Annotated in this window: 22 protein-coding genes; 15 read left to right on the top strand and 7 right to left on the bottom strand. The window is 72.3% G+C overall.

What is annotated here, in order from left to right:
- Positions 1-89 precede the first annotated feature (89 nt).
- Complete coding sequence (locus tag AB0G17_RS27215) at positions 90-1,232, bottom strand: 8-amino-7-oxononanoate synthase (RefSeq protein WP_361388164.1); 1,143 nt, start codon at positions 1,230-1,232, stop codon at positions 90-92.
- Positions 1,233-1,376: 144 nt separating this feature from the next.
- Between AB0G17_RS27215 and bioB the strand changes: the two genes are divergently transcribed.
- From bioB to AB0G17_RS27170, 9 genes are all read left to right on the top strand, one after another.
- Positions 1,377-2,570, top strand: a complete 1,194-nt coding sequence (gene bioB / locus AB0G17_RS27210; RefSeq protein ID WP_361388161.1) for a biotin synthase BioB — start codon at positions 1,377-1,379, stop codon at positions 2,568-2,570.
- On the top strand, positions 2,563-3,870 hold the full coding sequence (locus AB0G17_RS27205; RefSeq protein ID WP_361388158.1) for an adenosylmethionine--8-amino-7-oxononanoate transaminase: 1,308 nt from the start codon (positions 2,563-2,565) through the stop codon (positions 3,868-3,870). The genes bioB and AB0G17_RS27205 overlap by 8 nt, the downstream gene beginning before the upstream one ends.
- Complete coding sequence (gene bioD, locus AB0G17_RS27200) at positions 3,870-4,562, top strand: dethiobiotin synthase (protein ID WP_361388155.1); 693 nt, start codon at positions 3,870-3,872, stop codon at positions 4,560-4,562. Before AB0G17_RS27205 ends, bioD begins: the two co-directional genes overlap by 1 nt.
- A complete protein-coding gene (locus AB0G17_RS27195) occupies positions 4,562-4,915 on the top strand; it encodes a VOC family protein (protein ID WP_361388152.1) in 354 nt (117 codons plus the stop codon). The genes bioD and AB0G17_RS27195 overlap by 1 nt, the downstream gene beginning before the upstream one ends.
- A gap of 116 nt (positions 4,916-5,031) precedes the next feature.
- Positions 5,032-5,703 (top strand): class I SAM-dependent methyltransferase, encoded by a 672-nt coding sequence (locus AB0G17_RS27190; protein ID WP_361388149.1) that lies wholly within the window; start codon positions 5,032-5,034, stop codon positions 5,701-5,703.
- Between the two features lie 238 nt (positions 5,704-5,941).
- The gene (locus AB0G17_RS27185; protein ID WP_361388146.1) at positions 5,942-6,958 is read left to right on the top strand and encodes an ABC transporter ATP-binding protein; all 1,017 of its coding nucleotides are present in this window, start codon (positions 5,942-5,944) and stop codon (positions 6,956-6,958) included.
- A 6-nt stretch (positions 6,959-6,964) separates the two neighbouring features.
- Positions 6,965-9,529, top strand: coding sequence for an FtsX-like permease family protein (locus AB0G17_RS27180; RefSeq protein ID WP_361388143.1), 2,565 nt, complete (start codon positions 6,965-6,967; stop codon positions 9,527-9,529).
- A gap of 291 nt (positions 9,530-9,820) precedes the next feature.
- Complete coding sequence (locus tag AB0G17_RS27175; RefSeq protein WP_361388140.1) at positions 9,821-11,320, top strand: hemolysin family protein; 1,500 nt, start codon at positions 9,821-9,823, stop codon at positions 11,318-11,320.
- Positions 11,317-12,336 carry a hemolysin family protein gene (locus AB0G17_RS27170; protein ID WP_361388137.1) on the top strand — a complete coding sequence of 340 codons (1,020 nt, stop codon included), beginning with the start codon at positions 11,317-11,319 and terminating at the stop codon, positions 12,334-12,336. The genes AB0G17_RS27175 and AB0G17_RS27170 overlap by 4 nt, the downstream gene beginning before the upstream one ends.
- A 63-nt stretch (positions 12,337-12,399) precedes the next feature.
- On the opposite strand, the gene AB0G17_RS27165 is transcribed toward AB0G17_RS27170, so the two are convergent.
- Both AB0G17_RS27165 and AB0G17_RS27160 read right to left on the bottom strand, forming a co-directional pair.
- Positions 12,400-12,687 carry a holin gene (locus AB0G17_RS27165; protein ID WP_361388134.1) on the bottom strand — a complete coding sequence of 96 codons (288 nt, stop codon included), beginning with the start codon at positions 12,685-12,687 and terminating at the stop codon, positions 12,400-12,402.
- Positions 12,688-12,928: 241 nt separating this feature from the next.
- Positions 12,929-13,984 carry a maleylpyruvate isomerase family mycothiol-dependent enzyme gene (locus AB0G17_RS27160; RefSeq protein ID WP_361388131.1) on the bottom strand — a complete coding sequence of 352 codons (1,056 nt, stop codon included), beginning with the start codon at positions 13,982-13,984 and terminating at the stop codon, positions 12,929-12,931.
- A 64-nt stretch (positions 13,985-14,048) separates the two neighbouring features.
- Here AB0G17_RS27160 and AB0G17_RS27155 point away from each other — a divergent pair, with 64 nt between their 5' ends.
- Genes AB0G17_RS27155 through mug form a run of 3 tightly spaced genes read left to right on the top strand, consistent with a single transcriptional unit; the run spans position 14,049 to position 16,967 of the window.
- Positions 14,049-14,876, top strand: a complete 828-nt coding sequence (locus tag AB0G17_RS27155; protein ID WP_361388128.1) for an SGNH/GDSL hydrolase family protein — start codon at positions 14,049-14,051, stop codon at positions 14,874-14,876.
- 59 nt (positions 14,877-14,935) lie between these two features.
- Positions 14,936-16,378 (top strand): adenylosuccinate lyase, encoded by a 1,443-nt coding sequence (purB, locus tag AB0G17_RS27150; RefSeq protein WP_361388125.1) that lies wholly within the window; start codon positions 14,936-14,938, stop codon positions 16,376-16,378.
- A 31-nt stretch (positions 16,379-16,409) separates the two neighbouring features.
- Positions 16,410-16,967, top strand: coding sequence for a G/U mismatch-specific DNA glycosylase (gene mug, locus AB0G17_RS27145; protein ID WP_361388122.1), 558 nt, complete (start codon positions 16,410-16,412; stop codon positions 16,965-16,967).
- Between the two features lie 140 nt (positions 16,968-17,107).
- On the opposite strand, the gene AB0G17_RS27140 is transcribed toward mug, so the two are convergent.
- The 4 genes from AB0G17_RS27140 to AB0G17_RS27125 all read right to left on the bottom strand — a co-directional run bounded on the left by AB0G17_RS27140 (position 17,108) and on the right by AB0G17_RS27125 (position 19,864).
- Positions 17,108-17,437 carry a hypothetical protein gene (locus AB0G17_RS27140; RefSeq protein WP_361388182.1) on the bottom strand — a complete coding sequence of 110 codons (330 nt, stop codon included), beginning with the start codon at positions 17,435-17,437 and terminating at the stop codon, positions 17,108-17,110.
- Between the two features lie 170 nt (positions 17,438-17,607).
- Positions 17,608-18,045 (bottom strand): hypothetical protein, encoded by a 438-nt coding sequence (locus tag AB0G17_RS27135; protein ID WP_361388119.1) that lies wholly within the window; start codon positions 18,043-18,045, stop codon positions 17,608-17,610.
- Positions 18,046-18,082: 37 nt separating this feature from the next.
- Positions 18,083-18,829: an ABC transporter permease gene (locus tag AB0G17_RS27130; protein WP_361388116.1), complete on the bottom strand. Its 747-nt coding sequence runs from the start codon at positions 18,827-18,829 to the stop codon at positions 18,083-18,085.
- A gap of 3 nt (positions 18,830-18,832) precedes the next feature.
- Positions 18,833-19,864, bottom strand: coding sequence for an ATP-binding cassette domain-containing protein (locus AB0G17_RS27125; protein WP_361388113.1), 1,032 nt, complete (start codon positions 19,862-19,864; stop codon positions 18,833-18,835).
- Positions 19,865-19,971: 107 nt separating this feature from the next.
- On the opposite strand from AB0G17_RS27125, the gene AB0G17_RS27120 reads away from it, so the two are divergent.
- From AB0G17_RS27120 to AB0G17_RS27110, 3 genes are all read left to right on the top strand, one after another.
- Complete coding sequence (locus tag AB0G17_RS27120) at positions 19,972-21,144, top strand: histidine kinase (RefSeq protein ID WP_361388110.1); 1,173 nt, start codon at positions 19,972-19,974, stop codon at positions 21,142-21,144.
- Between the two features lie 4 nt (positions 21,145-21,148).
- Positions 21,149-21,799: a response regulator transcription factor gene (locus AB0G17_RS27115; protein ID WP_361388107.1), complete on the top strand. Its 651-nt coding sequence runs from the start codon at positions 21,149-21,151 to the stop codon at positions 21,797-21,799.
- An 88-nt stretch (positions 21,800-21,887) separates the two neighbouring features.
- The gene (locus AB0G17_RS27110) at positions 21,888-23,045 is read left to right on the top strand and encodes an ROK family transcriptional regulator (protein ID WP_361388104.1); all 1,158 of its coding nucleotides are present in this window, start codon (positions 21,888-21,890) and stop codon (positions 23,043-23,045) included.
- Positions 23,046-23,228 lie beyond the last annotated feature (183 nt).

Below are 23,228 nucleotides of genomic sequence, written 5' to 3'. Positions count from 1 at the left end.
GCGTGAACGCGTGACCTGCCGCAGGCGAACACCGCAACCTGAAACAGGAGACGCCTCACGTGGCGACCCACGACCTCAAAACCAGGTCACTAGGCGGTGGGCGCGGTCCGCAGGATCGTGTCCACCGCCCACTGGATCTGGGACTCGCTCAGATCGGCCCGGGCGGTCAGCCGCAGCCTGGAGATGCCGTCCGGCACCGACGGCGGCCGGAAGCACCCCACCGCCAGCCCCGCGCCCCGGCAGTCGGCCGCCCAGGCCACCGCCCGCTCCGGCGACGGCGCCCGCACCGAGACCACGGCCGCATCCGGCCGCGCCGCCCGCAGCCCCGCCGCCGTCAGCCGTTCGTACAGCTCGGCCGCCACGGCCCGGGCCCGGGCCGCCCGCTCCGGCTCGATCTCCAGGAGCCGCAGCGCCGCCAGTGCGCCGCCCACCGCGGCGGGTGCGAGCCCGGTGTCGAAGATGAACGTACGGGCGGCGTTGACCAGGTGCCGGATGACGCGGGCGGGACCCAGGACCGCGCCGCCCTGGCTGCCGAGCGACTTCGACAGCGTGAGGGTGGCCACCACGTCGTCGGCGCCCGCGAGCCCGGCGGCGTACAGCCCGCCCCGGCCGCCCTCGCCCAGGACCCCGAGGCCGTGGGCGTCATCCACCACCAGCGCCGCCCCGAACTCGCGGCAGGCGGCGGCGAGTTCGGGCAGCGGGGCGGCGTCGCCGTCCACCGAGAAGACCGAGTCGCTCACCATGAGCGCGGGCCCGCCGTGCGCGTCCAGGGCCTTGCGCACGGCCTCGGGGTCGGCGTGCGCGACCACCTCGGTCCCGGCGCGCGCCAGCCGGCACCCGTCGACGATCGAGGCGTGGTTGCCCGCGTCGGAGACGATCAGCGTGTCCCGCTCGCCGAGGGCGGTCAGCGCGGCGAGATTGGCCGCGTACCCGGAGGAGAAGACGAGCGCCGCCTCGAAGCCGCAGAACCGGGCGAGCGCCTCCTCCAGCTCGGTGTGGAGCGCGGTGGTACCGGTGACCAGGCGCGATCCGGTGGATCCGGCGCCCCAGCGCAGCGCCGCGTCGGCGGCGCCCCGGGTGACCGCCGGGTGCCGGGTGAGCCCGAGGTAGTCGTTGCTCGCCAGGTCCAGGAGGTCCTGGTCGGCGGCGCGCGGCCGCAGCACCCGTACGAGACCGGCACGCTCGCGCCGCTCGGTCGCTCCGTCGATCCAGTCGAATGGCGCTCGGGGCATGGCGAAGATCCCTTTTGTAGGCAGCGAACAGACCCTATTCCTGCACGGGCGAGGTCAGGGTGTGGCAATACACACACCTTCAAGGAGCGCAGTTGTACGATCCCTCCTTGGCTGGAAGCGGGGTCTTGGGCAAGGATCGGCGCCATGGACCTGCTGAACACGCTGGTGGACAAGGGGCTGCGGCGCGAGCTGCCGAGCCGTGAAGAGGCGCTCGCCGTACTGGCGACCTCCGACGAGGAACTGCTCGACGTGGTGGCCGCGGCCGGCAAGGTGCGCCGCCAGTGGTTCGGGCGCCGGGTGAAGCTGAACTATCTGGTGAACCTGAAGTCCGGGCTGTGCCCGGAGGACTGCTCGTACTGCTCGCAGCGGCTGGGCTCGAAGGCCGAGATCCTCAAGTACACCTGGCTGAAGCCGGACGAGGCGTCCAAGGCCGCCGCCGCCGGTGTCGCGGGCGGCGCCAAGCGCGTCTGCCTGGTGGCCAGCGGGCGCGGCCCGACCGACCGCGACGTGGACCGCGTCTCGCAGACCATCGAGGCGATCAAGGAGCAGAACGAGGGCGTCGAGGTGTGCGCCTGCCTCGGTCTGCTCTCGGACGGCCAGGCCGAGCGGCTGCGCGCGGCGGGCGCCGACGCGTACAACCACAACCTCAACACGTCCGAGGGGACGTATGGGGACATCACGACCACCCACACCTACGCCGACCGCGTCGACACCGTGCAGAAGGCGCACTCGGCCGGGCTCTCCGCCTGCTCCGGGCTGATCGCGGGCATGGGCGAGAGCGACGAGGACCTCGTCGACGTCGTCTTCGCGCTGCGCGAGCTGGACCCGGACTCGGTGCCGGTCAACTTCCTCATCCCGTTCGAGGGCACCCCGCTCGCCAAGGAGTGGAACCTCACCCCGCAGCGCTGTCTGCGCATCCTCGCGATGGTCCGGTTCGTCTGCCCGGACGTCGAGGTACGGCTCGCGGGCGGCCGCGAGGTGCATCTGCGCTCGATGCAGCCGCTCGCCCTCCACCTGGTCAACTCGATCTTCCTCGGCGACTACCTCACCAGTGAGGGCCAGGAGGGCAAGGCCGACCTGGAGATGATCGCGGACGCCGGCTTCGAGGTGGAGGGCGCGGGCACCACCACGCTGCCCGAGCACCGCGCCGACGCGATCGCCGCGGCGGGCTGCGGCTCGCACGCCTCCGCCGGCTGCGGCTCGCACGAGGGCGGCGCCTGCGGCCCGTGCGGCTCCGAGAGCGTGCCCGCCGCCGCGGCCGAGGTCTCCGAGGCGCGTACGGACCTGGTGGCGGTGCGCCGCCGGGGCGCGGGAACGGACCTGGCCCCCAATGCCTGATCCCGGTTACGACGTCGCCGAGCTGCGCGCCCTGGACCGGCAGCACGTCTGGCACCCCTACGGCCCCATGCCGGGCCGTCAGGAGCCGCTGGTCGTGGAGTCCGCGTCCGGGGTCCGGCTGCGGCTCGCCGAGGAGGCGCACGGGCAGCGCGAGCTGGTCGACGGCATGGCTTCCTGGTGGTCGGCGCTGCACGGCTACCGCCACCCGGTCCTGGACGAGGCCGTGCGCGGCCAGCTGGACCGGATGAGCCATGTGATGTTCGGCGGGCTCACCCACGAGCCCGCCGTCCGGCTCAGCGTCAAGCTCGTGGAGATCACCCCCGAGCCGCTCCAGCACGTCTTCCTCAGCGACTCCGGCTCGGTCTCGGTCGAGGTCGCCATCAAGATGTGCCTCCAGTACTGGAAGTCGGTCGGGCAGCCGCGCAAGCAGCGGCTGCTGACCTGGCGCGGCGGCTACCACGGCGACACCTGGCAGCCGATGTCGGTGTGCGACCCGGACGGCGGCATGCACTCGCTGTGGTCCGGCCGGCTGCCGGAGCAGGTCTTCGCGGACGCGCCGCCCACCGGGTACGACGCGGAGCCGGACGAGGCGTACATACGCCATCTGCGGGAGCTGATCGCGCGCCACGCCGACGAGGTGGCGGCGGTGATCGTCGAGCCGATGGTGCAGAACGCGGGCGGGATGCGGTTCCACTCCCCCGCCTATCTGCGGGTGCTGCGCGAGCTGTGCGACGAGCACGGCGTGCTGCTGGTGTTCGACGAGATCGCCACCGGCTTCGGCCGCACCGGCACGCTCTTCGCCTCCGAGCACGCCGCCGTCTCCCCCGACGTGCTGTGCGTGGGCAAGGCGATGACCGGCGGCTACCTGTCGATGGCCGCGACGCTCTGCACCACCCGGGTGGCCGAGGGCATCTCCTCGGGCGAGGTCCCGGTCCTGGCGCACGGCCCGACCTACATGGGCAACCCGCTGGCGGCATCGGTCGCCTGCGCCTCGATCGACCTGCTGCTCTCCCAGGACTGGCAGGGCGAGATCAAGCGCCTGGAGACGGGCTTGCGCGAGGGACTGGGCGAGCTGGCGGGGACGCCCGGAGTGAAGGACGTCCGCGTCCTCGGCGCCATCGGCGTCGTCCAGCTCGATCACGACGTGGACATGGCGGCGGCGACCCGGGCGGCGGTCCGCGAGGGCGTGTGGCTGCGCCCGTTCCGCGACCTCGTCTACACGATGCCGCCGTATGTGACGAACGACGAGGACCTGGCGCGCATCTGCCGTGCCGTGGGCGCTGCGGCTCGGGAGGGCTGATGACGGTTCTGGTAGTGAGCGGTACGGGGACGGAGATCGGCAAGACGGTCGTCACCGCGGCAGTCGCCGCGCTGGCGCGCGCCGCCGGACGCACGGTCGCCGTCCTCAAGCCGGCCCAGACCGGGGTCGCCCCCGGCGAGCACGGCGACGTGGCGGAGGTGCTGCGTCTGGCGGGCGACGACATCACGGGCGCCGAACTCGCCCGCTTCCCCGAGCCGTTGGCCCCCAACACGGCCGCACGGCGGGCCAAGATGGCGGCCGTACGCCCCGAGCAGGTCGCCGAGGCGGCCGAGAAGCTGGCCGCCGAGCACGATCTGGTCCTCGTGGAGGGCGCGGGCGGGCTCCTGGTCCGCCTCGACGACGAGGGCAACACCCTCGCGGACGTGGCCCGGCTGCTCGGCGCTCCCGTCCTGGTCGTCACCCCGGCCGGCCTCGGCACGCTGAACATGGCGGCGCTGACCGGCGAGGCGCTGCGGGCCCGGGGCCTTGAGTGCGCGGGCGTGGTGGTGGGCAGCTGGCCCGCCGAGCCGGACCTGGCGTCCCGCTGCAACCTGGCGGACCTGCCGGAGTCCGCCGGCTCGCCGCTGGTGGGCCTGGTGCCGGAGGGGGCCGGGCAGCTCTCGGGCGCCGACTTCCGCGCGGCGGCGCCGGGTTGGCTGGGTCCGGAGCTCGGCGGCGTCTGGAGTCTGTGATGGCGGTCTTACGGGCGCGGCTGCGCCAGATCGTCGTCGACTGTGCCGCCCCGGACCGCCTGGCGCGGTTCTGGGCGGCGCTGCTCGGCGGGACGCCGGTGGTCCGCGACGCGGGCTGGGCGTACCTCGACGCACCCGGCACCGCGCGGCTCGCCTTCCAGCGGGTGCCGGAGGAGAAGGCGGGCAAGAACCGGCTCCACCTGGACCTGGCGGTGGAGGACGTGGCCCGCGCCCGGGCCGCCGCGGTGCGCCTCGGCGCCCGGCCGGTGGGCGCGACGGTGACGGACGCCCAGGGGGCGTTCCAGGTGATGCGCGACCCGGAGGGGAACGAGTTCTGCTTCGTGAGCGGCTGACGGCCGTCCCCCGACACGAGGGGACGGGGCCGCGTACGGGTGACGCGGGGCCGGGGCGGGGACAATCACTGTGTCCGCTCCGCCCGTTCTCCCGCCCGTCGTTGGAGGGTTCCCTCATGGAGAAGCGCGCCAAGATCGCCCCGGACGCCGTGCACCATCCCCTGTTCGCCCGCTTCTACGGCCGGTTCAGCGAGACGACCGACCAGAAGGCGGGTGTCACCGCACACCGCCGCGAGCTGCTGGCCGGGCTCTCCGGCCGGGTCATCGAGATCGGCGCGGGCAACGGCCTCAACTTCCCGCACTATCCGGGCGGTGTCTCCGAGGTGGTCGCCATCGAGCCCGAGCGCGGGCTGCGCGCTCTGGCCGTCCGGGCGGCGCTGCGCGCGGACGTGCCGGTCGACGTGGTGCCCGGAGCGGCCGAGGCGCTGCCGGTCAAGAGCGAGGCGTTCGACGCGGCCGTGGTCTCGCTGGTGCTGTGTTCCGTACGCGATGTGGACCGTTCGCTGGCCGAGATCCGCCGGGTCCTGCGTCCCGGCGGCGAGCTGCGGTTCTACGAGCACGTGCGGGCCGAGGGCCGGGCCCTCGCGGCAGTCCAGCGCGCGGTGGACCGGACCCTGTGGCCGCTGCTCCTCGGCGGCTGCCACACCTCGCGCGACCCGGTGGCGGCGATCGAGGCGGCGGGCTTCGAGATGGTCGGGTTCCGGCGGCTGCGGGTGCCCGAGAAGGGGCCGCGGCACCCGGCGTCGCCGCATGTGCTCGGCACGGCACGCCGCCCGGACGCCGACTGACCCTGCCCGGCTGGTCCCTGCCCGGCTGATCCCTGCGCGGCTGGTCCCTGCCCGGCTGGTCCCTGCCCGGCTGGTCCCCTCCAGGTCTGGGGGATCTCTTCCAGGTCCGGATGGGGGGGATCTCTTCCTGAGGTGGATCTCCTGCCTCCGCCGGATGGCCCCGGCCGGTCCGCGCCTCTACCCTCGTATGCCGTACGGGAGTCGGTTCAGCCATGACGCAACGACCCGGGAGGCGGCCTTGTCCACAGCTGCAGCGGCCACAGCGGCAACGGAAGGGGCCGCCGCGCGGGCCCGGGCGCTGACCAAGGCGTACGGCACGGGCGAGACGACCGTCCTGGCGCTCGACTCGGTCGACGTGGACATCGCGCGCGGCCGGTTCACCGCGGTCATGGGCCCGTCGGGGTCGGGCAAGTCCACCCTGATGCACTGTCTGGCCGGGCTCGACTCGGTCTCGGCCGGCCAGGTGTGGCTCGGCGACACCGAGATCACCGGGCTCAAGGAGCGCGAGCTGACGAGGCTGCGGCGGGACCGGATCGGCTTCATGTTCCAGTCCTTCAACCTGCTGCCGACGCTCACCGCCGCCGAGAACATCACGCTGCCGATGGACATCGCCGGGCGCAAGCCCGACCAGGAGTGGCTGGAACAGGTCATCGACACGCTCGGGCTGCGCGACCGGCTGCGGCACCGGCCCGCCCAGCTCTCCGGCGGCCAGCAGCAGCGGGTGGCGTGCGCGCGGGCGCTGGCGTCCCGCCCGGAACTGATCTTCGCGGACGAGCCGACCGGCAACCTCGACTCGCGGGCCGGGGCCGAGGTGCTCACGTTCCTGCGGGAGGCGGTGGACCGGCTGGGGCAGACGGTGGTCATGGTCACCCACGACCCGGTCGCGGCGGGCCGAGCCGACCTGGTGCTGTTCCTGGCCGACGGGCGGATCGTCGACGAGATGCCCCGGCCCACGGCGGAGGCGGTCCTGGACCGGCTGCGGCTCTTCTCCGGCGGCGCCGGAACGGAGGCAGCCACCGCGGAGGACGACCGCTCCCGGGACGACGCCCGCTCCCCGGAAGGCGCCAGTTCCCGGGACGACGCCCGCTCCCCCGGCCTCGGCCATGCGCCGGGCGACGACCGTTCTCCGGACGGCGACCGTTCCCCGGACGGCGAGCGTTCCCCGGACGGCGAGCGTTCCCCGGACGGCGACCGTTCCCCGGGCGACGTCGAGGACGACGACACCCCCGGCTTCGACCCGCTGCGCAAGGGCTGAGCGGCCGTGCTGAAGGCGACCCTGCGCAGCTTCCTCGCCCACAAGGGACGGCTGCTGCTGTCCGCGCTCGCGGTGATCCTCTCGGTGGCGTTCGTCGCCGGTTCACTGATCTTCTCCGACACCGTGGCCCGTACCTTCGACCGGCTCTTCGCCTCGACGTCCGCCGACGTGACGGTCGGGCCGCCCAAGGGGCTCGACGAGCGGGTGCCGTCCGGGGTGACCCGTACGGTCCCAGCCTCGCTCGCCGCGCGGATCGCGGGCGTCGACGGCGTGGCCGCCACACACGTCGACGCGGCCGTCCAGAACATCACCGTCGTCGACAGCGCCAACGAGTCGGTCGGCCCGACCACCGGTGCCCCGACCATCGCCACCAACTGGTACGTCACCGACCGCAGTCCGGTGAAGCTGACCAGCGGCCACGAGCCGCACGGCCCCGGCGAGGCGCTGCTGGACAAGGACACCGCCGACAAGAAGCACGTCCGCGTCGGGGACCGGCTCACCGTGCTCGCCCAGCCCGGTTCCTTCAAGGTCGAGGTCGTCGGCATCGCCACCTTCACCACCACCAACCCCGGTGCGGCGCTGCTGTTCCTGGACACCCCGACCGCGCAGACCCGGCTCCTGGGCAAGGCGGACGCCGCCACCGCCATCTCGGTGGACGCGGCCGCCGGCGTGTCGGACGAGGTGCTCAAGCAGCGCGTCACGGCGGCCGTCGGCGGCTCGTACGAGATCAAGACGGCCGCCCAGCAGGCCAAGTCGGCCGCCGACGAGCTGGGCGGATTCCTCGATGTCATCAAGTATGTGATGTTGGGATTTGCCGGCGTCGCCACGCTCGTGGGCATTTTCCTGATCGTCAACACCTTCTCCATGCTGATCGCCCAACGCACCCGCGAACTCGGCCTGTTGCGGGCGCTCGGCGCGGACCGGCGGCAGGTGCGCCGGTCGGTGCTGCTCGAAGCGCTGCTGCTCGGCCTGGTCGGCTCCACGCTCGGCCTCGGCGCCGGGATCGGGCTGGCCGCCGGACTGATGGCGCTCATGGGCGCGTTCGGGATGAAGCTCAGCACCGCCGAGATGGTGATCGGCTGGGGGACGCCGGTGGCGGCGTACGCGGTGGGCGTCGGCGTGACGTTCGTCGCCGCGTATCTGCCCGCGCGCCGGGCCGCCAGGGTCTCCCCGATGGCGGCGCTGGCGGACGCCGAAGTCCAGGGCGTGGGGCGGCCGTTGCGGGTGCGGGCCGTGGTGGGCGCGGTGCTGACGGTGGCGGGCGCGGCCGCGCTGACGGGGTGCGTCACGTCCACGAGGACCGCGACCGCCTCCTCGCTGCTCGGGCTCGGCGTGGTGCTCACGCTGATCGCGACCGTGGTGGCCGGGCCGCTCCTGGTCCGCCCGGTGATCCGGGTGCTGGGCGCCGCCTTCCCCCGCCTGTACGGCCCGGTGGGCCGGATGAGCCAGCGCAACGCGCTGCGCAACCCGCGCCGTACGGGCGCTACCGCCTCCGCCCTGATGGTGGGCATCGCCCTGGTGGCCGGGCTCTCGGTGGCCAGCGCCTCCATGACCAAGTCGTTCGACCAGCAGATCGACAAGACGCTGGGCGCCGACTTCGTCGTGCAGAACGGCAACTTCCAGCCGTTCCCGCAGGAGATCACCGACAAGGTGCGCGCGGTGAAGGGGACGGAGACCGTCGTCCGCCAGCGGTTCGCGCCGCTGCGGCTGACGCTGCCCGACGGAAAGACCCGCGAGACGACCGCGTCCGGCTACGACCCCCAGCTCGACGACGTCGCCCATGTCGTCTATACGGCGGGCGGTTCGGCCGAGGCGCTCACCCCCGGCAACCTGGCGATGGACCGTACGTACGCGCACGACCACCGCGTCCGCCTCGGCGACACCCTGCCCGTCACCTTCGCCACCGGCGGCAGAGCGCGGCTGCGGGTGGCCGCCCTGACCGACATGGACACCTCGGGCGGCTTCGGCGTGGAGGGCGGGGTGTTCATGGGTCTGGCCACCGTGGAGCGCTATCTTCCGGGCGGCCAGGACGCGGCGGTGTACGTCAACGCGAGCGGCGGCACCAGCGCGGGCGAGCTGCGCGCCGCGCTGGAGAAGACGCTGGATCCGTATCCGCAGGTGCAGGTGAGGGACCAGGCGGACTACAAGAAGCTGATCCGCGACCAGATCGCGGTGATGCTCTACCTGGTGTACGCGCTGCTGGGCCTGGCGATCGTCATCGCGGTGCTCGGCGTGGTCAACACCCTGGCCCTGTCGGTGGTGGAGCGCACCCGCGAGATCGGGCTGCTGCGGGCCATCGGGCTCTCGCGGGTCCAGCTGCGGCGCATGATCCGGCTGGAGTCGGTGGTGATCGCGGTGTTCGGGGCGCTCCTCGGACTCGTCCTCGGCATGGTGTGGGGCGTGGGCATCCAGCAGGTGCTCGCGCTCCAGGGCCTCAAGGCGTTCGCCGTGCCCTGGTCCACGGTGATCGCGGTCGCGGTGGGCGCGGCGGCCGTGGGCCTGCTGGCGGCGCTGCTCCCGGCGCTGCGCGCGTCGCGGATGAACGTGCTGGCGGCGATCGCGCACGAGTAGGGGGCGGGCCGAGTGGTTGCGGGGTGTTGGCCTGGCGCTGCGCGGGGGTGTTGGCCGTGCACTGCGGGGGTCTTGCCTGTGCGTTGCACGGCGTTGACCTGGTGATTTCGTGACGCTCGGGGCCTCCCCGAACCGTCATTTTGCCAGTGCTTTACCATGGGTGAACCCACCCACGACTGAAAGGTGTGAGCGTCCGCCCATGGGCGAGCCTCCCAGTACCCGTCCCCGTACCGGTACACGACATCGCGCGATCCTCCTGCCCCTGCCCGATCATGGGACGGAGGTGAACCGATGACCGAAGTGCTTCTGCTCGTGGTGGCCATGCTGCTGTCGCTGGCCTGCGGGGCCTTCGTGGCGGCCGAATTCTCCCTCACCACCGTGGAGCGCGGCGAGCTGGAGCGGGCCGTCGAACGCGGCGAGCGCGGCGCGAGCGGCGCCCTCAAAGCCGTCCGCAGCCTCACCTTCCAGCTCTCCGGGGCGCAGCTCGGCATCACCGTCACCAATCTGGTGATCGGCATGCTCGCCGAGCCATCGATCGCCAAGCTGCTCAGCGGCCCCCTCGGCTCGCTCGGCCTGTCCGGCTCCGCCGCCGGCTCGGTGGCGCTGGTCCTCGGCACGGCCCTGTCGACCGTCTTCCTGATGGTGGTCGGCGAGCTCGTCCCGAAGAACTGGGCCATCTCCTCGCCCCTGGCGGTGGCGAAGGTCGTCGCCACGCCGCAGCGCGTCTTCAGCTCGGCCTTCCGCCCCTTCATCAGCCACCTCAACAACACCGCCAACCACATGGTGCGCCGCCTGGGCCTGGAGCCCGCCGAGGAGCTGGCCTCCGCCCGCAGCCCGCAGGAGCTGGTCGCCCTGGCCCGCCACTCCGCCAAGGAGGGCGCCCTCGAAGCGGACACCGCCGAGCTCTTCGTCCGTACGCTCAACCTGGCGGAGCTCGACGCCGAGAACGTGATGACGCCCCGGGTGCAGGTCACCGCGCTGGAGGTGCACGCCACCGCGGAGGACGTCGCGAACGCCACGCGGGCGACGGGCCTGTCCCGCTTCCCCGTCTACCGGGGCAGCCTCGACACCGTCGTCGGCATCGCCCACATCAAGGACGTCCTCGCCATCCCCGCCGAACAGCGGCTGCGCCACCCGGTCACCGAGCTGCTGCGCGAGCCGCTGCTCGTACCGGAGACGCTGACCGTGGACCGGCTGCTGGACCAGTTGTACGGGCGGCGGACCATGGCCGTGGTCATCGACGAGTACGGCGGTACGGCCGGGGTCGTCACCATGGAGGACATCATCGAGGAGGTCGTCGGCGAGGTGCGGGACGAGCACGACCCGCACGAGACGTCCGACCTGGCCCGGGCGGGCGAGGACGCCGACGGGCGCGCGCTCTACTCGGCCGACGGCGCCGCCCGCACCGACCAGCTGGAGGCCATCGGGCTGCGCGTCCCCGAGGGCCCGTACGAGACGCTGGCGGGCCTGCTCGCCACCGGGCTCGGCCGGATCCCGGCCCGCGGCGACAGCGTGGAGCTGGGCGGCTGGCGGCTCGACGTCGTCGACGCGTCCGGCCGCCGCGCCGCCCGCGTCCTGCTGCACGCGCCGCTGCGCGGGGACGGGGAGGACGACGGGGCGGACGAGGGCGGTGGCTCCCGTCGCCGCCGGGACGGGCGGGGCGGCCATCGCCACCACCTCCGCCACCAGCTCCGCGACCGCCACCGTCGTCGCGACGACGACGGGCGGCCGGACAGCGACAGGCAGCCGGACGACGGGGCCGGGCAGGACGACAAGGGAGCCGGCCGATGACCGTCGTCCAACTGCTGATCGGTCTGGCGACGCTGGTCGTCAACGCCTTCTTCGTCGGCGCCGAGTTCGCGCTGATCTCCGTCCGCCGCAGCCAGATCGAGCCGCTCGCCGATCAGGGCAACCGCCGTGCCCGCAGCGTGATCTGGGGGCTCGAACACGTCTCCGCGCTGATGGCGGCGGCGCAGCTGGGCATCACGCTGTGCACCCTGGTGCTCGGTGTGGTCGCAGAGCCCGCCATCGAGCATCTCCTGGAGCCGGTGTTCCACCTGGTCGGGGTGCCCGACAGCGCGGCTCGCCCGGTCTCCTTCTTCATCGCGCTGGCGCTCGCCACCTATCTCCACATGCTGCTCGGCGAGATGGTGCCGAAGAACATCGCGCTGGCCGAGCCGGCCAGGACCGCGCTGCTGCTCGGCCCGCCGCTGGTGACGCTCGCCCGGGCGCTGCGCCCGGTGATCTTCGCGATCAACGCCTTCGCCAACACCCTGCTCAAGCTGTTGCGGGTGGAGACGAAGAACGAGGTCGCGGCGACGTTCTCCGACGACGAGCTGGCCCGGATGGTCCGGGACGCGGGCGACGCCGGGCTGCTCGACGGCCGTGCCGCCGAGCGCTTGCACGACGCCCTGGAGCTGGGGCGGCGTCCCGTACGGGACGTGGTCGTCCCGCTGGAGAAGGTCGTGCACACGCCGGTCGGCACGACCCCGGAGGAGCTGGAGCGGCTCGCCGCCCTGTCGGGCTTCTCCCGCTTCCCGGTCGTGGACGCGGGCAACCGCATCCTCGGCTATCTGCACGTCAAGGACGCGCTCGACGCGATGCCGCGCGACGTGCCGTTCCCGGTGACGGCCCTGTGGCCGATCGCCCGGGTCCGGACCGCGACACCGCTCGACGACGTACTGACCGCCATGCGCCGCAGCCGTACGCACCTCGCGGCGGTGCTCGACGAGGACGGACGGCTGGCGGGGCTGGTGACGATGGAGGACGTCCTGCGCGAGCTGGTCGGCAGACCGGACACGGCGTAGGACGGACGCGCGGGGCGCCCTGGGCGGACGGAGAGCGGGCGCCCGGGGCGGCGGGGGCGCCGCCTATACAACGGGCTTGGCGGCGCTTTCGGTTCCCGGGATGGGCGCCGGCTTGGCGGGGGCGTCGGGTGCCGTGGTCTCGGTGAGGCCCGGGCCCGGTCGCCCCAGGCCCGACGAGCCGATGGCCATCAGCACGGAGAGCAGCGTGGCCAGGCCCGCGGTGGCGAGCGCCGCCTTCCAGTCCACGTCGAACAGGTTGGTCGCCCCGGCCGTCAGGACCGCCGCGAGCGACTGGGCGAACGTCCGGATGGCCCGCTCGGCAGTGGCCTTCCAGAAGGCTTTGGTGAACATGGAACGCTCGCTCTCTCGTGCGGGGTCACGTGTATGGATACGTAAGTGATCTGAGTACACAACGATCTGAGTACACAAGTGAACTGGATACAAGGGGAGTTGAGGTGTTCCTGGCATACCGCGGAACGCACCGCGCCGACAGGTCCCGGGAGACATGGATCGGCCGCTTTCGCCTGCACGGCGCGCCATGGCCGCGGTGAACGCCGCCTGTAGGGACGCGCGGCAGGTGGGGGCGGAGGGGTCAGAGTGCCGTCGCCGCCAGCCACGCTTCGAGTACCTCACGCTCGCCCGTGACCGCGAACTCCTCGTCGCCGGGCGCCCTGCGCCCGTACACGAGCAGCAGCAGGTCGCCCACCGCGCCCTCGACGGTGACGGTGGCGTCGCCCTCCGGCGCGGCGGACCCGCCGGCGCCGCGTGCGGCGTTCTCCCAACGGAAGCCGTTGCCATCGCCGCTTCCGCCGCCGAGGACCACCGTCCAGGCGGCGCCCGTGTCGGTGGCGTGCAGCCGCAGGGATGCGCCGTCACGGGCGGGCGCCGCGACGGACTCCGCGGGCCGTCCGAAGAACGGCCGGTTCTCCAGGAACTCCTCGATGCCGTCGGCCGCCGTACAGGCCTCGATACGCGGCGTACGCCCCAGCGCCAGCTCGGCGTCCGCGAGGTGCACCACGGCCTCGAAGAGCAGGTGCCGGGCGAAGAAACGGACGTGCTGGTCGGCGCCGGGCGACCACATCGGGGTCTCGGGGTCGGCCGAGCGCAGCGCCCTCAGCGACTCCTCGGCCGCGGCCGCCAGCCACTCCGGACAGTCCTTCTCCTCGTCCGGCAGCTCCAGCGGCACGTCCCGCGCCCAGACGCGCTCGCTGACCCGGTGGCGTACGAGATGGGCGGTCCAGTGGTGCGTGGTGCCGTGGTGGCGGGTGAGGTCGGCGAGGGTCCAGCCCGGGCACGTGGGCACCTCGGTCGCGGGGTCGGCGTCCCGCACGGTCTCGACGAACCGCCGCACGTGCGCCTCGATCGCGTCGCAGTACAGCTCGTGCTGGTCCTCGTCGAGCCCGAAGCCGTCCCCGACCTTGAGGAGGTCGTCGCGCCAGGGCCCGGGCGGTTCGCGCAGCGCCGCCGCCCGGAACAGCGCGGCCAGCCGGCGCCGATCGGCGGGAGCGAGCCGGTCCAGGACGTACGCGCTCCCCTCCAGCCACTTCACCGCGGTATCGGGGTCGAGCACGTCGTCCGCGCAGGTGTCCACGGCGACGACCAGCCCCGCCAACGCCTCCGCCAGCGCCTGTTCGAGCGCCTCGCTCATCCGCTTCCCCTCGCCGTCGCCACCCGGACCGCGTGACACTACCGCGCGGTACGATCACTCCGCCATGGAGATGAATGCCAGCTACACAAGCTTTGTCGCACTCGGCGATTCCTTTACCGAGGGCATGTCCGACCTCCTGCCCGACGGCTCCTACCGCGGCTGGGCGGATCTGCTCGCCGCCCGGCTCGCCGCCCGCACCCCCGGCTTCCGTTACGCCAATCTCGCCGTACGCGGAAAGCTCATCGGCCAGATCGTCGAGGAGCAGGTCGAGCCCGCGGCTGAGATGCGCGCGGACGTGGTGACCCTGGTGGGCGGGCTCAACGACGCCCTGCGGCCCAAGTGCGACATGGGCAGGGTGCGCGGACTCCTCACCGAGGCCGTCGAAAAGCTGGCGCCGTCCTGCGGCCGACTCGTCCTGATGCGCAGCCCCGGCCGCAAAGGCCCGGTGATGGAACGCTTCCGCCCCCGTATGGAAGAGCTCTTCTCCCACATCGAAGACCTCGCCGCCAAGCACGACGCGGTCGTCGTCGACCTGTACGGCGCTGCCGTGCTCGGAGATCCGCGCCTGTGGGACGTCGACCGGCTCCATCTGACCGGCGAGGGGCACCGCCGGGTGGCCGAGGCGGTCTGGCAGAAGCTCGGACTCCCGGCCGAGGACGACTGGCTGGCCCCGCTGCCGTACGGGCCGCAGCCGCGCTGGGCGACGCGCCGGGTGGCCGACGCGCGGTTCGCCCGGCAGCACCTCGCCCCGTGGATCGGCCGCCGCCTCACCGGCAGGTCCTCGGGCGACGGCCGCCCGGCGAAACGCCCGGAACTCCTCCCGTACGACACGTCCCCACCGGCGGACCGGGGCCCGAGCACGGCGTCCGGCGACGTGACCGCGCTCTCGTAGCAAGCCACAAACCAGACCGGGGCGCTGGCCTGCAGAAATCGCCAGTAGAATCTGGACACGTGACTGCTGTGTCTGCGAAGCCTCGCATCCCCAATGTCCTGGCCGGCCGCTACGCCTCCACGGAGCTGGCCGTCCTCTGGTCCCCCGAGCAGAAGGTGAAGCTGGAGCGTCAGCTCTGGCTCGCCGTGCTGCGCGCGCAGAAGGACCTCGGGATCGAGGTGCCGGACGCCGCCCTCACCGACTACGAGCGCGTACTCGACCAGGTCGACCTCGCGTCGATCGCCGAGCGCGAGAAGGTCACCCGCCACGATGTGAAGGCGCGGATCGAGGAGTTCAACGCCCTCGCCGGGCACGAGCAGGTCCACAAGGGCATGACCTCCCGCGACCTGACCGAGAACGTCGAGCAGCTCCAGATCCGGCTCTCCCTGGAGCTGATGCGCGACCGGACCGTCGCGGTCCTCGCCCGGCTCGGCAAGCTCTCCGGCGAGTACGCGGAGCTGGTCATGGCGGGCCGCTCGCACAACGTCGCCGCGCAGGCCACCACCCTGGGCAAGCGCTTCGCCACCGCCGCCGACGAGCTGCTCGTCGCCTACGGCCGCCTGGAGGAACTGCTCGCGCGCTACCCGCTGCGCGGCATCAAGGGCCCGGTCGGCACCGCCCAGGACATGCTCGACCTGCTCGGCGGCGACGCCACCAAGCTCGCCGAGCTCGAACAGCGCATCGCCGGACACCTCGGCTTCGCCCACGCCTTCACCTCCGTCGGCCAGGTCTACCCCCGCTCGCTCGACTACGACGTCGTGACCGCCCTGGTGCAGCTCGCCGCCGCGCCCTCCTCGGTCGCCAAGACGATCCGACTGATGGCCGGACACGAGCTGGTGACCGAGGGCTTCAAGCCCGGCCAGGTCGGCTCGTCCGCGATGCCGCACAAGATGAACACCCGCTCCTGCGAGCGCGTCAACGGCCTGATGGTCATCCTGCGCGGCTACGCCTCGATGACCGGCGAGCTCGCCGGCGACCAGTGGAACGAGGGCGACGTCTCCTGCTCGGTCGTCCGCCGCGTGGCGCTGCCCGACGCGTTCTTCGCCTTCGACGGCCTGCTCGAGACCTTCCTCACCGTGCTCGACGAGTTCGGCGCCTTCCCCGCCGTCGTGGCCCGCGAGCTGGACCGTTACCTGCCGTTCCTCGCCACCACCAAGGTGCTGATGGCGGCGGTACGCGCCGGGGTCGGCCGCGAGGCCGCGCACGAGGTCATCAAGGAGCACGCCGTCGCGTCCGCGCTGGCCATGCGTGAGCAGGGTGCCGAACGCAACGAACTCCTCGACAAGCTGGCCGCCGACGACCGCATGCCGCTAGACCGCGCCCAGCTCGACGCCCTGATGGCCGACAAGCTGTCCTTCACCGGCGCCGCGGGCGACCAGGTCGCCGTTCTGGTCTCCCGCATCGAGGAGATCGTCAAGCAGCACCCGTCCGCCGCCGCGTACACCCCCGGCTCGATCCTCTGACCGCGCCCACCCCCTCCCACGGGTCTTCCCGATGACTCCCGAGGAGCTCCAGGCCGCCCGCGACACCGTCATCCCCGACGTGGCCGCGGGCGGTCTCTCCGTGCTCTTCTGCGGCATCAACCCGAGCCTGATGTCCGGCGCCACGGGCCACCACTTCGCCCGCCCGGGCAACCGGTTCTGGCCGGTGCTGCACCTCTCGGGCTTCACCCCGCGCCTGCTGAAGCCCTGGGAACAGAACGAGTTGCTCACCTACGGCCTCGGCATCACCAACGTCGTCGCCCGCGCCACCGCCCGAGCCGACGAGCTGAGCGCCGAGGAGTTCCGCGAGGGCGGCCGCATCCTCACCGCCAAGGTCGAACAACTCCGCCCGCGCTATCTCGCCGTGGTCGGCGTCACCGCCTACCGCACCGCCTTCGACGACCGCAAGGCCCGGATAGGCCCCCAGACCCGCACCATCGGCGACACCCGCGTCTGGGCCCTCCCCAACCCCAGTGGCCTCAACGCCCACTGGACGGCCCAGACGATGGCCGAGGAATACGGCCGACTCCGAGCAGCAGCGGAAGCCGACGCCAACCCGAACCCCGCCTGACGCCCGACGGTCCGGCTATCTGGCTGCCCAGCGATCTACCTGCCCGGCGGTCTGCCTGCCCGCCGATCTGGCCACGGGGCAACCGGGCAACCGGGGAGCAACGCCAGTCCGGAACAACGGCACCCCGGAACAGCTCCTCATCACCCCGCTGCTGTCGGCCCCCGCCTGCGCAGACGGATGTCCGTGTCCATGGCGTAGCTCTGCGTCCAGGTGCGGCCCGCGTCCGACTTCCAGGTGACGTGCGCCGTCGAGATCGCCACTTCCACCTTGACCCGGTCCACGGTCATCGAGCGGTCGCCGTCCCTTACGTCCCCCCGACGCAGGTCCTGCGCCCTGACCGACACGGGCTCGCTCGGCGCCAGGTTCTCCGCTTCGTCCGCCGCCCGCACCAGCGCGGCCGCCAGCTCCCGGGCCTGTGCGGGGGTGAACTCGCCGACCGACGCCTCACCACCGCCCGCGTAGCCGGTCATCTGCACCACGCCGTCCGCCACGACGGACACTTCCGTCGTACCGCCACCCAGATCCGCCACTGCGTACGTCATCACGATCTCCTCACCCGCCGGCAAGAGACGGCGACGCACCAGGACGTTACGCCACGCCTGGCCGCCTGCCCGTCACCCGGCAGGCTCGCACTCGCCGCCTATGGCGGATCGACCTCCGTCACCACCGCCATCAGCTGGAACTCCAGTTCCGTGTCCCACTGCGAGACCCCGACGGCGACCCAGCGGCCGTCCGTCCGCCAGAGGTGGAGGTAGGGGACGCTGTTGCTCAGGTCGCCCCACGGCTCGGCTATCTCCTCTCCTTCCATGCCCCGGGTCAACAGGCTCCAGAGGCTGAACATCTGTGCCGCGCCCCACCGCTGGCTCAGCAGCATGGCCAGGGCCTCGCACTCCGCCTCGTACTGCTCCTGCACTTCGACACGTCTGCTGCCGTCGTCGTCCCAGAAGTCCTCGCTGGTGGCGAGCTCCACGAGGTGGTAGCCGGGTCCGCTGGTGGTCGCCCCCGACCTGCCGCGCTCCGCGGGGAAGTCGCGGACGCGCAGCAGGTCGATGACTTCGAGATGCCGTGCGGTGGTCATGCAGTCAGTAAACCCGCCGCCACTGACAATTGGCCTCTCAAGCGTCCCGCCGCCGCAGCGCCCACCAGCCCGCCACCACGGCCAGCCCGCTCCACGCCGCGAGCACCGCCATGCCGGTCCAGGCCGTCAGCGGCCCTTCCGGGTGGAGCAGCAGGATCTGCTGACCGGCCCGGTCCGGCAGGAAGTCCGCGGCACTGCCGCCCTGCGATACGTCCCCGACCACGAAGGGCACGATCAGGAACAGCGGTACGAGCAGGCTCATGGCGCCGGTGACACTGCGCAACAGGGCCCCGAGGCCCGCAGCCAGCAGGCTGAGCAGGGCAAGGTAGAAGGCACAGCCGACCACCGCGCGAAGTGCCCCGGGATCACCGATGCCTATGCCGAACCCCTTGTCCATGAGCGCCTGGCCGGACAGGAACGAGGTCAGACTGGTGACGAGCCCGACGACGAAGACAAGACCGCCGATCACGGCCAGCTTCGCCCCGTAGAACAGCCCCCGGTTGGGCACGGCGCCGAGCGAGACGCGTATCCCCCCGTTCTTGTACTCCGCCGCCATCGCTATCGCCCCGAAGGTGAGCGCCGCCATCTGCCCGAAGTTCAGGCCGTAGTACGAGAACAGGATGGGCTCGAAGTCGGTGCTGTCGGGCTCCGGGCGTCCCAGCGTGGCGCAGACCAGAATGGTCAGTCCGGCTGTCGCCAGGAACACCGATATCAGCGAGCCGACGAGAGACCGCAGCGAGCGGACCTTGATCCACTCGGCGTGGAGAACTGCGGGGAACGACACGGCCTATACCTCCTGGTCGATGGTCGAACGGCCAGAACGGCCAGAACATCCAGAACGGTCATCATGGTCAGAATGGGTTGACTGGCGGGAAGAAGCGGGAGGGTTGGGGCTGTCGGTGCTGTCCGACGAAACGGATGCGAACTCCGCCTCGTCTGCCGTGAGGTCGAGATAGGCCTGCTCCAGCGTCGCCTCCTCGGTCGCGAGTTCCAGGATCGGGATGCCGTCCGCCGCGGCGATCGGTCCCACGTCCTCGACCCGTGCGCCCTCGACGATCCACCGGCCGTCCTCACCTTGGACGGGGACAAAGCCCCGGGAGGTCAGCAGGGTGCGCAGGCGGGTGCCTTCGGTGGTCCGCAGACGCACTCTCGGCTGGATGCGCGAGTCGATGAAGTCCTGCATGGGCGTGTCCGCCAGTAGCCGTCCACGGCCGAGGACGACCAGGTGATCGGCGAACGAGGCGGTCTCGTTCATGAGATGGCTGGAGACCAGGACGGCTCGGCCCTGTCGCGCCAGGTCACGCATCAACTCCCTTATCCAGATGATCCCTTCCGGGTCGAGGCCGTTGGAGGGCTCGTCGAGGATCAGCACCGAGGGGTCGCCGAGCAGGGCCGCGGCGATTCCGAGCCGCTGGCGCATACCGAGGGAGAAGGTCTTGATGCGTCGGCTCGCGACACGGGCGATGCCCGCCGCTTCCAGCACGTCGTCGACCCGTCGGGCCGGTATTCGATTGCTGGCGGCGAGGGCGCGCAGATGGTTCCGTGCGGTGCGCGAGCCGTGTGCGGCCTGGGCGTCGAGGAGCGCGCCGACGTGGCGCAGCGGCTCGTCGTATTCCGCGTACGGGCGCCCGCCGATGGTGGCGGTGCCCGACGTCGGCCGGTCCAGGCCCAGGACGAGCCGCATGGTGGTGGACTTGCCGGCGCCGTTGGGGCCGAGGAAGCCGGTGACCTGGCCGGGCCGCACGCTGAATGTCAGGCGGTCCACGGCGCGGGTGGTTCCGTACTCCTTGGTGAGCTCTTGGACGTCGATGCTGGTCATGTCTCAACATTCGCCGTCGCGGCAGGTCCCGGGCCTCCCCCGTGCGTGGGGACCGTCTCCCCCGTGCGGGGGAGCCGCGGTGATCCGGACGCTGGCACGATGGCGACATGTTCCGCTTTCTCCGCCCGCTGGGCCGCTCCGTGACGTACACGCGATGGCTGCATCTGTCGATGCCCGTTGCGGTGTACGGCATTTGGCTGTTCATTGATATGGAAAAGCCTTATGTCCCGTTTCTCGCCCTGCTGTTGATAGGGCTGATACCGGCCGTGCGCCTGGCCGAGGGAATGCAGGTCCAGTTGCTCGTCGTGCCCAAGGAGCGGGGGCGGCACGACGCGACGGTCTCCGCGGCGCCGTCAGCGAGTTGGGGCGAGCGGTGGCGGACGGTCGTGTGGCTGGAGATCCGTCTGGGGCTCGCGCTGGCGACCATGGTGATATCGGTGTGGCTCCCCGTGACCACCTACGAGCTGCTGACCGCTCCCTTGGGGCACGGGGCGAGCGAGATCCCCGTCCTGCGCGACACGGCACCGCACTGGTGGTGGTGGCTACTGGCTCCGGTGCCCGTGGTCCTCATGCTCGTCTGTGTCGCGGCCGTCGGAGAGCTGGACGCCTCCCTCGCCCGGCGGCTGCTCGGCCCGTCGAAGGAGGAGCGGCTGACCGCGCTGGAGGAGCGGACGGAGCGGCTGCTCGAACGCAATCGGATCGCCCGCGAGATCCACGACTCGATCGGGCACGCGCTGACCGTCGCCGTGGTGCAGGCCGGCGCTGCCCGTGCGGCGGGTGACCCGGCGTTCACCGCCCGGGCGCTGGCCGCGATCGAGGAGACCGGCCGGACGGCGCTGGACGACCTGGAGCGCGTTCTGCTCGTCCTGCGCGAGAGCGGCGGGCCGGTGGGGAAGCGGCCGACGCTCGACGAGGCCGACCGGCTGCTCGAATCGGCGCGGGCGTCGGGGGCGAGGGTGGAGTCCGAGTTCAGCGGCCCGCTGGCGTCGGTGCCGGGCCCGGTCTCCCGGGAGGGGTACCGGATCCTTCAGGAGGCGCTGACCAATGTGCTGCGGCACTCGGGATCGGTGCCCGTGCGGGTGCGGATAGCCGTGATGGGAGAGCGGTTGGAACTCGATGTGACGAACCCGCTGCCGGGTTCCCTACCGAGGGTGCAGGGTGGCAGCGGCCTGCGCGGCATACGCGAAAGGGCGGCGCTGCTGGGCGGCGAGGCCCGGTCGGGTCCGCACGAGGGGGAATGGAGGGTGCGCGTCCGGCTGCCGCTGGACGGCCTACGCTGACCGGATGCCGGTTACCGTTCTTCTCGTCGACGACGAACCCCTGGTCCGTGCGGGTCTGCGTGCCGTACTGGAGGCCCAGCCCGACATCGAAGTGGTGGGTGAGGCCGCCGACGGCGCCGCCGTCATCCCACTGGTGCGCCAGCTGCGCCCCGATGTGGTGGCGATGGATGTGCGGATGCCGTTGCTCGACGGGATAGAGGCCACTCGGGCGGTGCTGCGCACGGTGCAGGATCCGCCGAAGATCCTGGTGGTGACGACGTTCGAGAACGACGAGTACGTGTACGAGGCGCTGCGGGCCGGTGCCGACGGGTTTCTGCTGAAGCGGGCCCGCCCCGCCGAGATCGTGCACGCGGTGCGGCTCGTCGCGGAGGGCGAATCGCTGCTGTTCCCGGCCGCGGTCCGTTCGCTCGCGGCCGAGTACGGCAACCGGGACGCCCGGGCGGCGCTGGACAAGGCAGCGCTGACCGAGCGTGAGGCGGCCGTTCTGCGGCTGATGGCTCGCGGGCTCTCCAACGCGGAGATCGCCGCCCGGCTGATCGTCGGCACCGAGACGGTGAAGACCCATGTCAGCGCGATCCTGGCCAAGTTGGGCGCCCGGGACCGGACCCAGGCGGTGATCGCGGCGTACGAGTCGGGATTCGTGGCTCCGAGCTGATGCGCCTCCGTGACCGTCCGCCACTCGCCGTATACCTGACCAGCGAGTACGATCCGGCAGACACGCGTACGAGCTGGGAGGACACACGTTGGGGCGGCTGACCGGCGGGGATCCCTCTCTGCTGCGGCGGATCAATTCCGCGGTGGTTCTCCATGCGCTGCGTGGGGCGGAATCCCCCACTCTGACCGATCTGACCCGGATCACCGGTCTGTCGAGGCCGACGGTCGAGGGTGTGGTCGAGGGCCTCATGGAGGGCGGACTCGTCGTCGAGTCGGCTCCCGAGGAGGGCGAGGCGCGCCGTCAGGGGCGCCCCGCGCGCCGGTTCAGATTCCGGGCCGAGGCGGGCCATCTGCTGGGCATCGAGATCGGCCCGCACCGGGTGGCGGCGCTGCTGTCCGGGCTCGACGGACGGATCGTGGGCGCCGGGTCGCGCGAGGTGTCGGAGACGGCCTCCGCCGATGAGCGCCTGGAGAAGGTCAGAGCGACGGTGGCCGATCTGCTGCGGCGGGCCGGGGTGGCGCGGAGCTCGCTGCGAGCGGTCGGCGTCGGCAGCCCCGGCATCGTGGAGGCCGACGGCACCGTGCGGTTGGGGACGGCGCTGCCCGAGTGGACCGGTCTGCCCCTCGGCGAGCGGCTGCGGCGGTCCTTCCGCTGCCCGGTGCTGGTGGAGAACGATGCCAACGCGGCGGCGGTGGCCGAGCACTGGAAGGGCGCGGCGACCGACTCCGACGACATCGTCTTCGTACTGGCCGGGCTGAGCCCGGGAGCCGGGTCGCTGATAGGCGGGCGGCTGCACCGGGGCTTCGGCGGGGCGGCCGGCGAGATCGGCGCGCTGCATCTGCTGGGCCGCGACGTGACGCCGGAGAAGCTGCTGTCGACGACCGGGGAGCCGTTGCACCCGCTGGACGAGCAGGCGGTCGCCGATGTGTTCGCGCTGGCCAAGCGGGGTGACAGCGGTGCCCAGGAGGCGGTCGAGCGGTTCATCCAGCGGTTGGTCCACGATGTGGCGGCCCTGGTGCTGGCGCTCGATCCGGAGCTGGTGGTCGTCGGAGGCTGGGCGGCGGGGATCGACGGCGTACTCGATCCCTTGCGCCAGGAGCTGGCGCGGTACTGCCTGCGGCCGCCGCGCGTGACCCTCTCGCTGCTCGGCGAGGCGGCGGTGGCGACCGGTGCGCTGCGCCTCGCCCTCGACCATGTCGAGGAGCAGCTGTTCGCGGTCGAGGGCACGGTGACGGCTCGCCGCTGAGGGGGCGGGCACGCGGGCCGGCTGGCACGGAGGCGCTGCCCCGGGCCCGAGGGGCACAGCTGGGCCGCGCCCTCGCGCCGACCCGGGCGACGCACCAAGGCCGCGCCCGGCCCGCGATGACCGGGATCCCGCGCCCGCGTCGTACCAACCCGACCGGCGTCGCGCCAACCCAACCGGCGTCGT

This window comes from Streptomyces sp. NPDC023838 (assembly GCF_040639555.1).
Classification (GTDB): Bacteria; Actinomycetota; Actinomycetes; order Streptomycetales; family Streptomycetaceae; genus Streptomyces.
The sequence above is the reverse complement of the archived record's forward strand: the minus strand, read 5'-3'. Positions and strand labels throughout refer to the sequence as shown.

What these genes read in the sequence shown, in the direction of transcription:
- AB0G17_RS27160 (WP_361388131.1), bottom strand. Translation starts at nt 13,984, where the DNA reads ATGAGCGAGGCGCTCGAACAGGCGCTGGCGGAGGCGTTGGCGGGGCTG.
- AB0G17_RS27115 (WP_361388107.1), top strand. Translation starts at nt 21,149, where the DNA reads ATGCCGGTTACCGTTCTTCTCGTCGACGACGAACCCCTGGTCCGTGCG.
- AB0G17_RS27205 (WP_361388158.1), top strand. Translation starts at nt 2,563, where the DNA reads ATGCCTGATCCCGGTTACGACGTCGCCGAGCTGCGCGCCCTGGACCGG.
- bioD (WP_361388155.1), top strand. Translation starts at nt 3,870, where the DNA reads ATGACGGTTCTGGTAGTGAGCGGTACGGGGACGGAGATCGGCAAGACG.
- AB0G17_RS27195 (WP_361388152.1), top strand. Translation starts at nt 4,562, where the DNA reads ATGGCGGTCTTACGGGCGCGGCTGCGCCAGATCGTCGTCGACTGTGCC.
- bioB (WP_361388161.1), top strand. Translation starts at nt 1,377, where the DNA reads ATGGACCTGCTGAACACGCTGGTGGACAAGGGGCTGCGGCGCGAGCTG.
- AB0G17_RS27120 (WP_361388110.1), top strand. Translation starts at nt 19,972, where the DNA reads ATGTTCCGCTTTCTCCGCCCGCTGGGCCGCTCCGTGACGTACACGCGA.
- AB0G17_RS27165 (WP_361388134.1), bottom strand. Translation starts at nt 12,687, where the DNA reads ATGTTCACCAAAGCCTTCTGGAAGGCCACTGCCGAGCGGGCCATCCGG.
- AB0G17_RS27125 (WP_361388113.1), bottom strand. Translation starts at nt 19,864, where the DNA reads ATGACCAGCATCGACGTCCAAGAGCTCACCAAGGAGTACGGAACCACC.
- AB0G17_RS27140 (WP_361388182.1), bottom strand. Translation starts at nt 17,437, where the DNA reads ATGACCGGCTACGCGGGCGGTGGTGAGGCGTCGGTCGGCGAGTTCACC.
- AB0G17_RS27175 (WP_361388140.1), top strand. Translation starts at nt 9,821, where the DNA reads ATGACCGAAGTGCTTCTGCTCGTGGTGGCCATGCTGCTGTCGCTGGCC.
- AB0G17_RS27170 (WP_361388137.1), top strand. Translation starts at nt 11,317, where the DNA reads ATGACCGTCGTCCAACTGCTGATCGGTCTGGCGACGCTGGTCGTCAAC.
- mug (WP_361388122.1), top strand. Translation starts at nt 16,410, where the DNA reads ATGACTCCCGAGGAGCTCCAGGCCGCCCGCGACACCGTCATCCCCGAC.
- AB0G17_RS27135 (WP_361388119.1), bottom strand. Translation starts at nt 18,045, where the DNA reads ATGACCACCGCACGGCATCTCGAAGTCATCGACCTGCTGCGCGTCCGC.
- AB0G17_RS27190 (WP_361388149.1), top strand. Translation starts at nt 5,032, where the DNA reads ATGGAGAAGCGCGCCAAGATCGCCCCGGACGCCGTGCACCATCCCCTG.
- AB0G17_RS27155 (WP_361388128.1), top strand. Translation starts at nt 14,049, where the DNA reads ATGGAGATGAATGCCAGCTACACAAGCTTTGTCGCACTCGGCGATTCC.
- AB0G17_RS27215 (WP_361388164.1), bottom strand. Translation starts at nt 1,232, where the DNA reads ATGCCCCGAGCGCCATTCGACTGGATCGACGGAGCGACCGAGCGGCGC.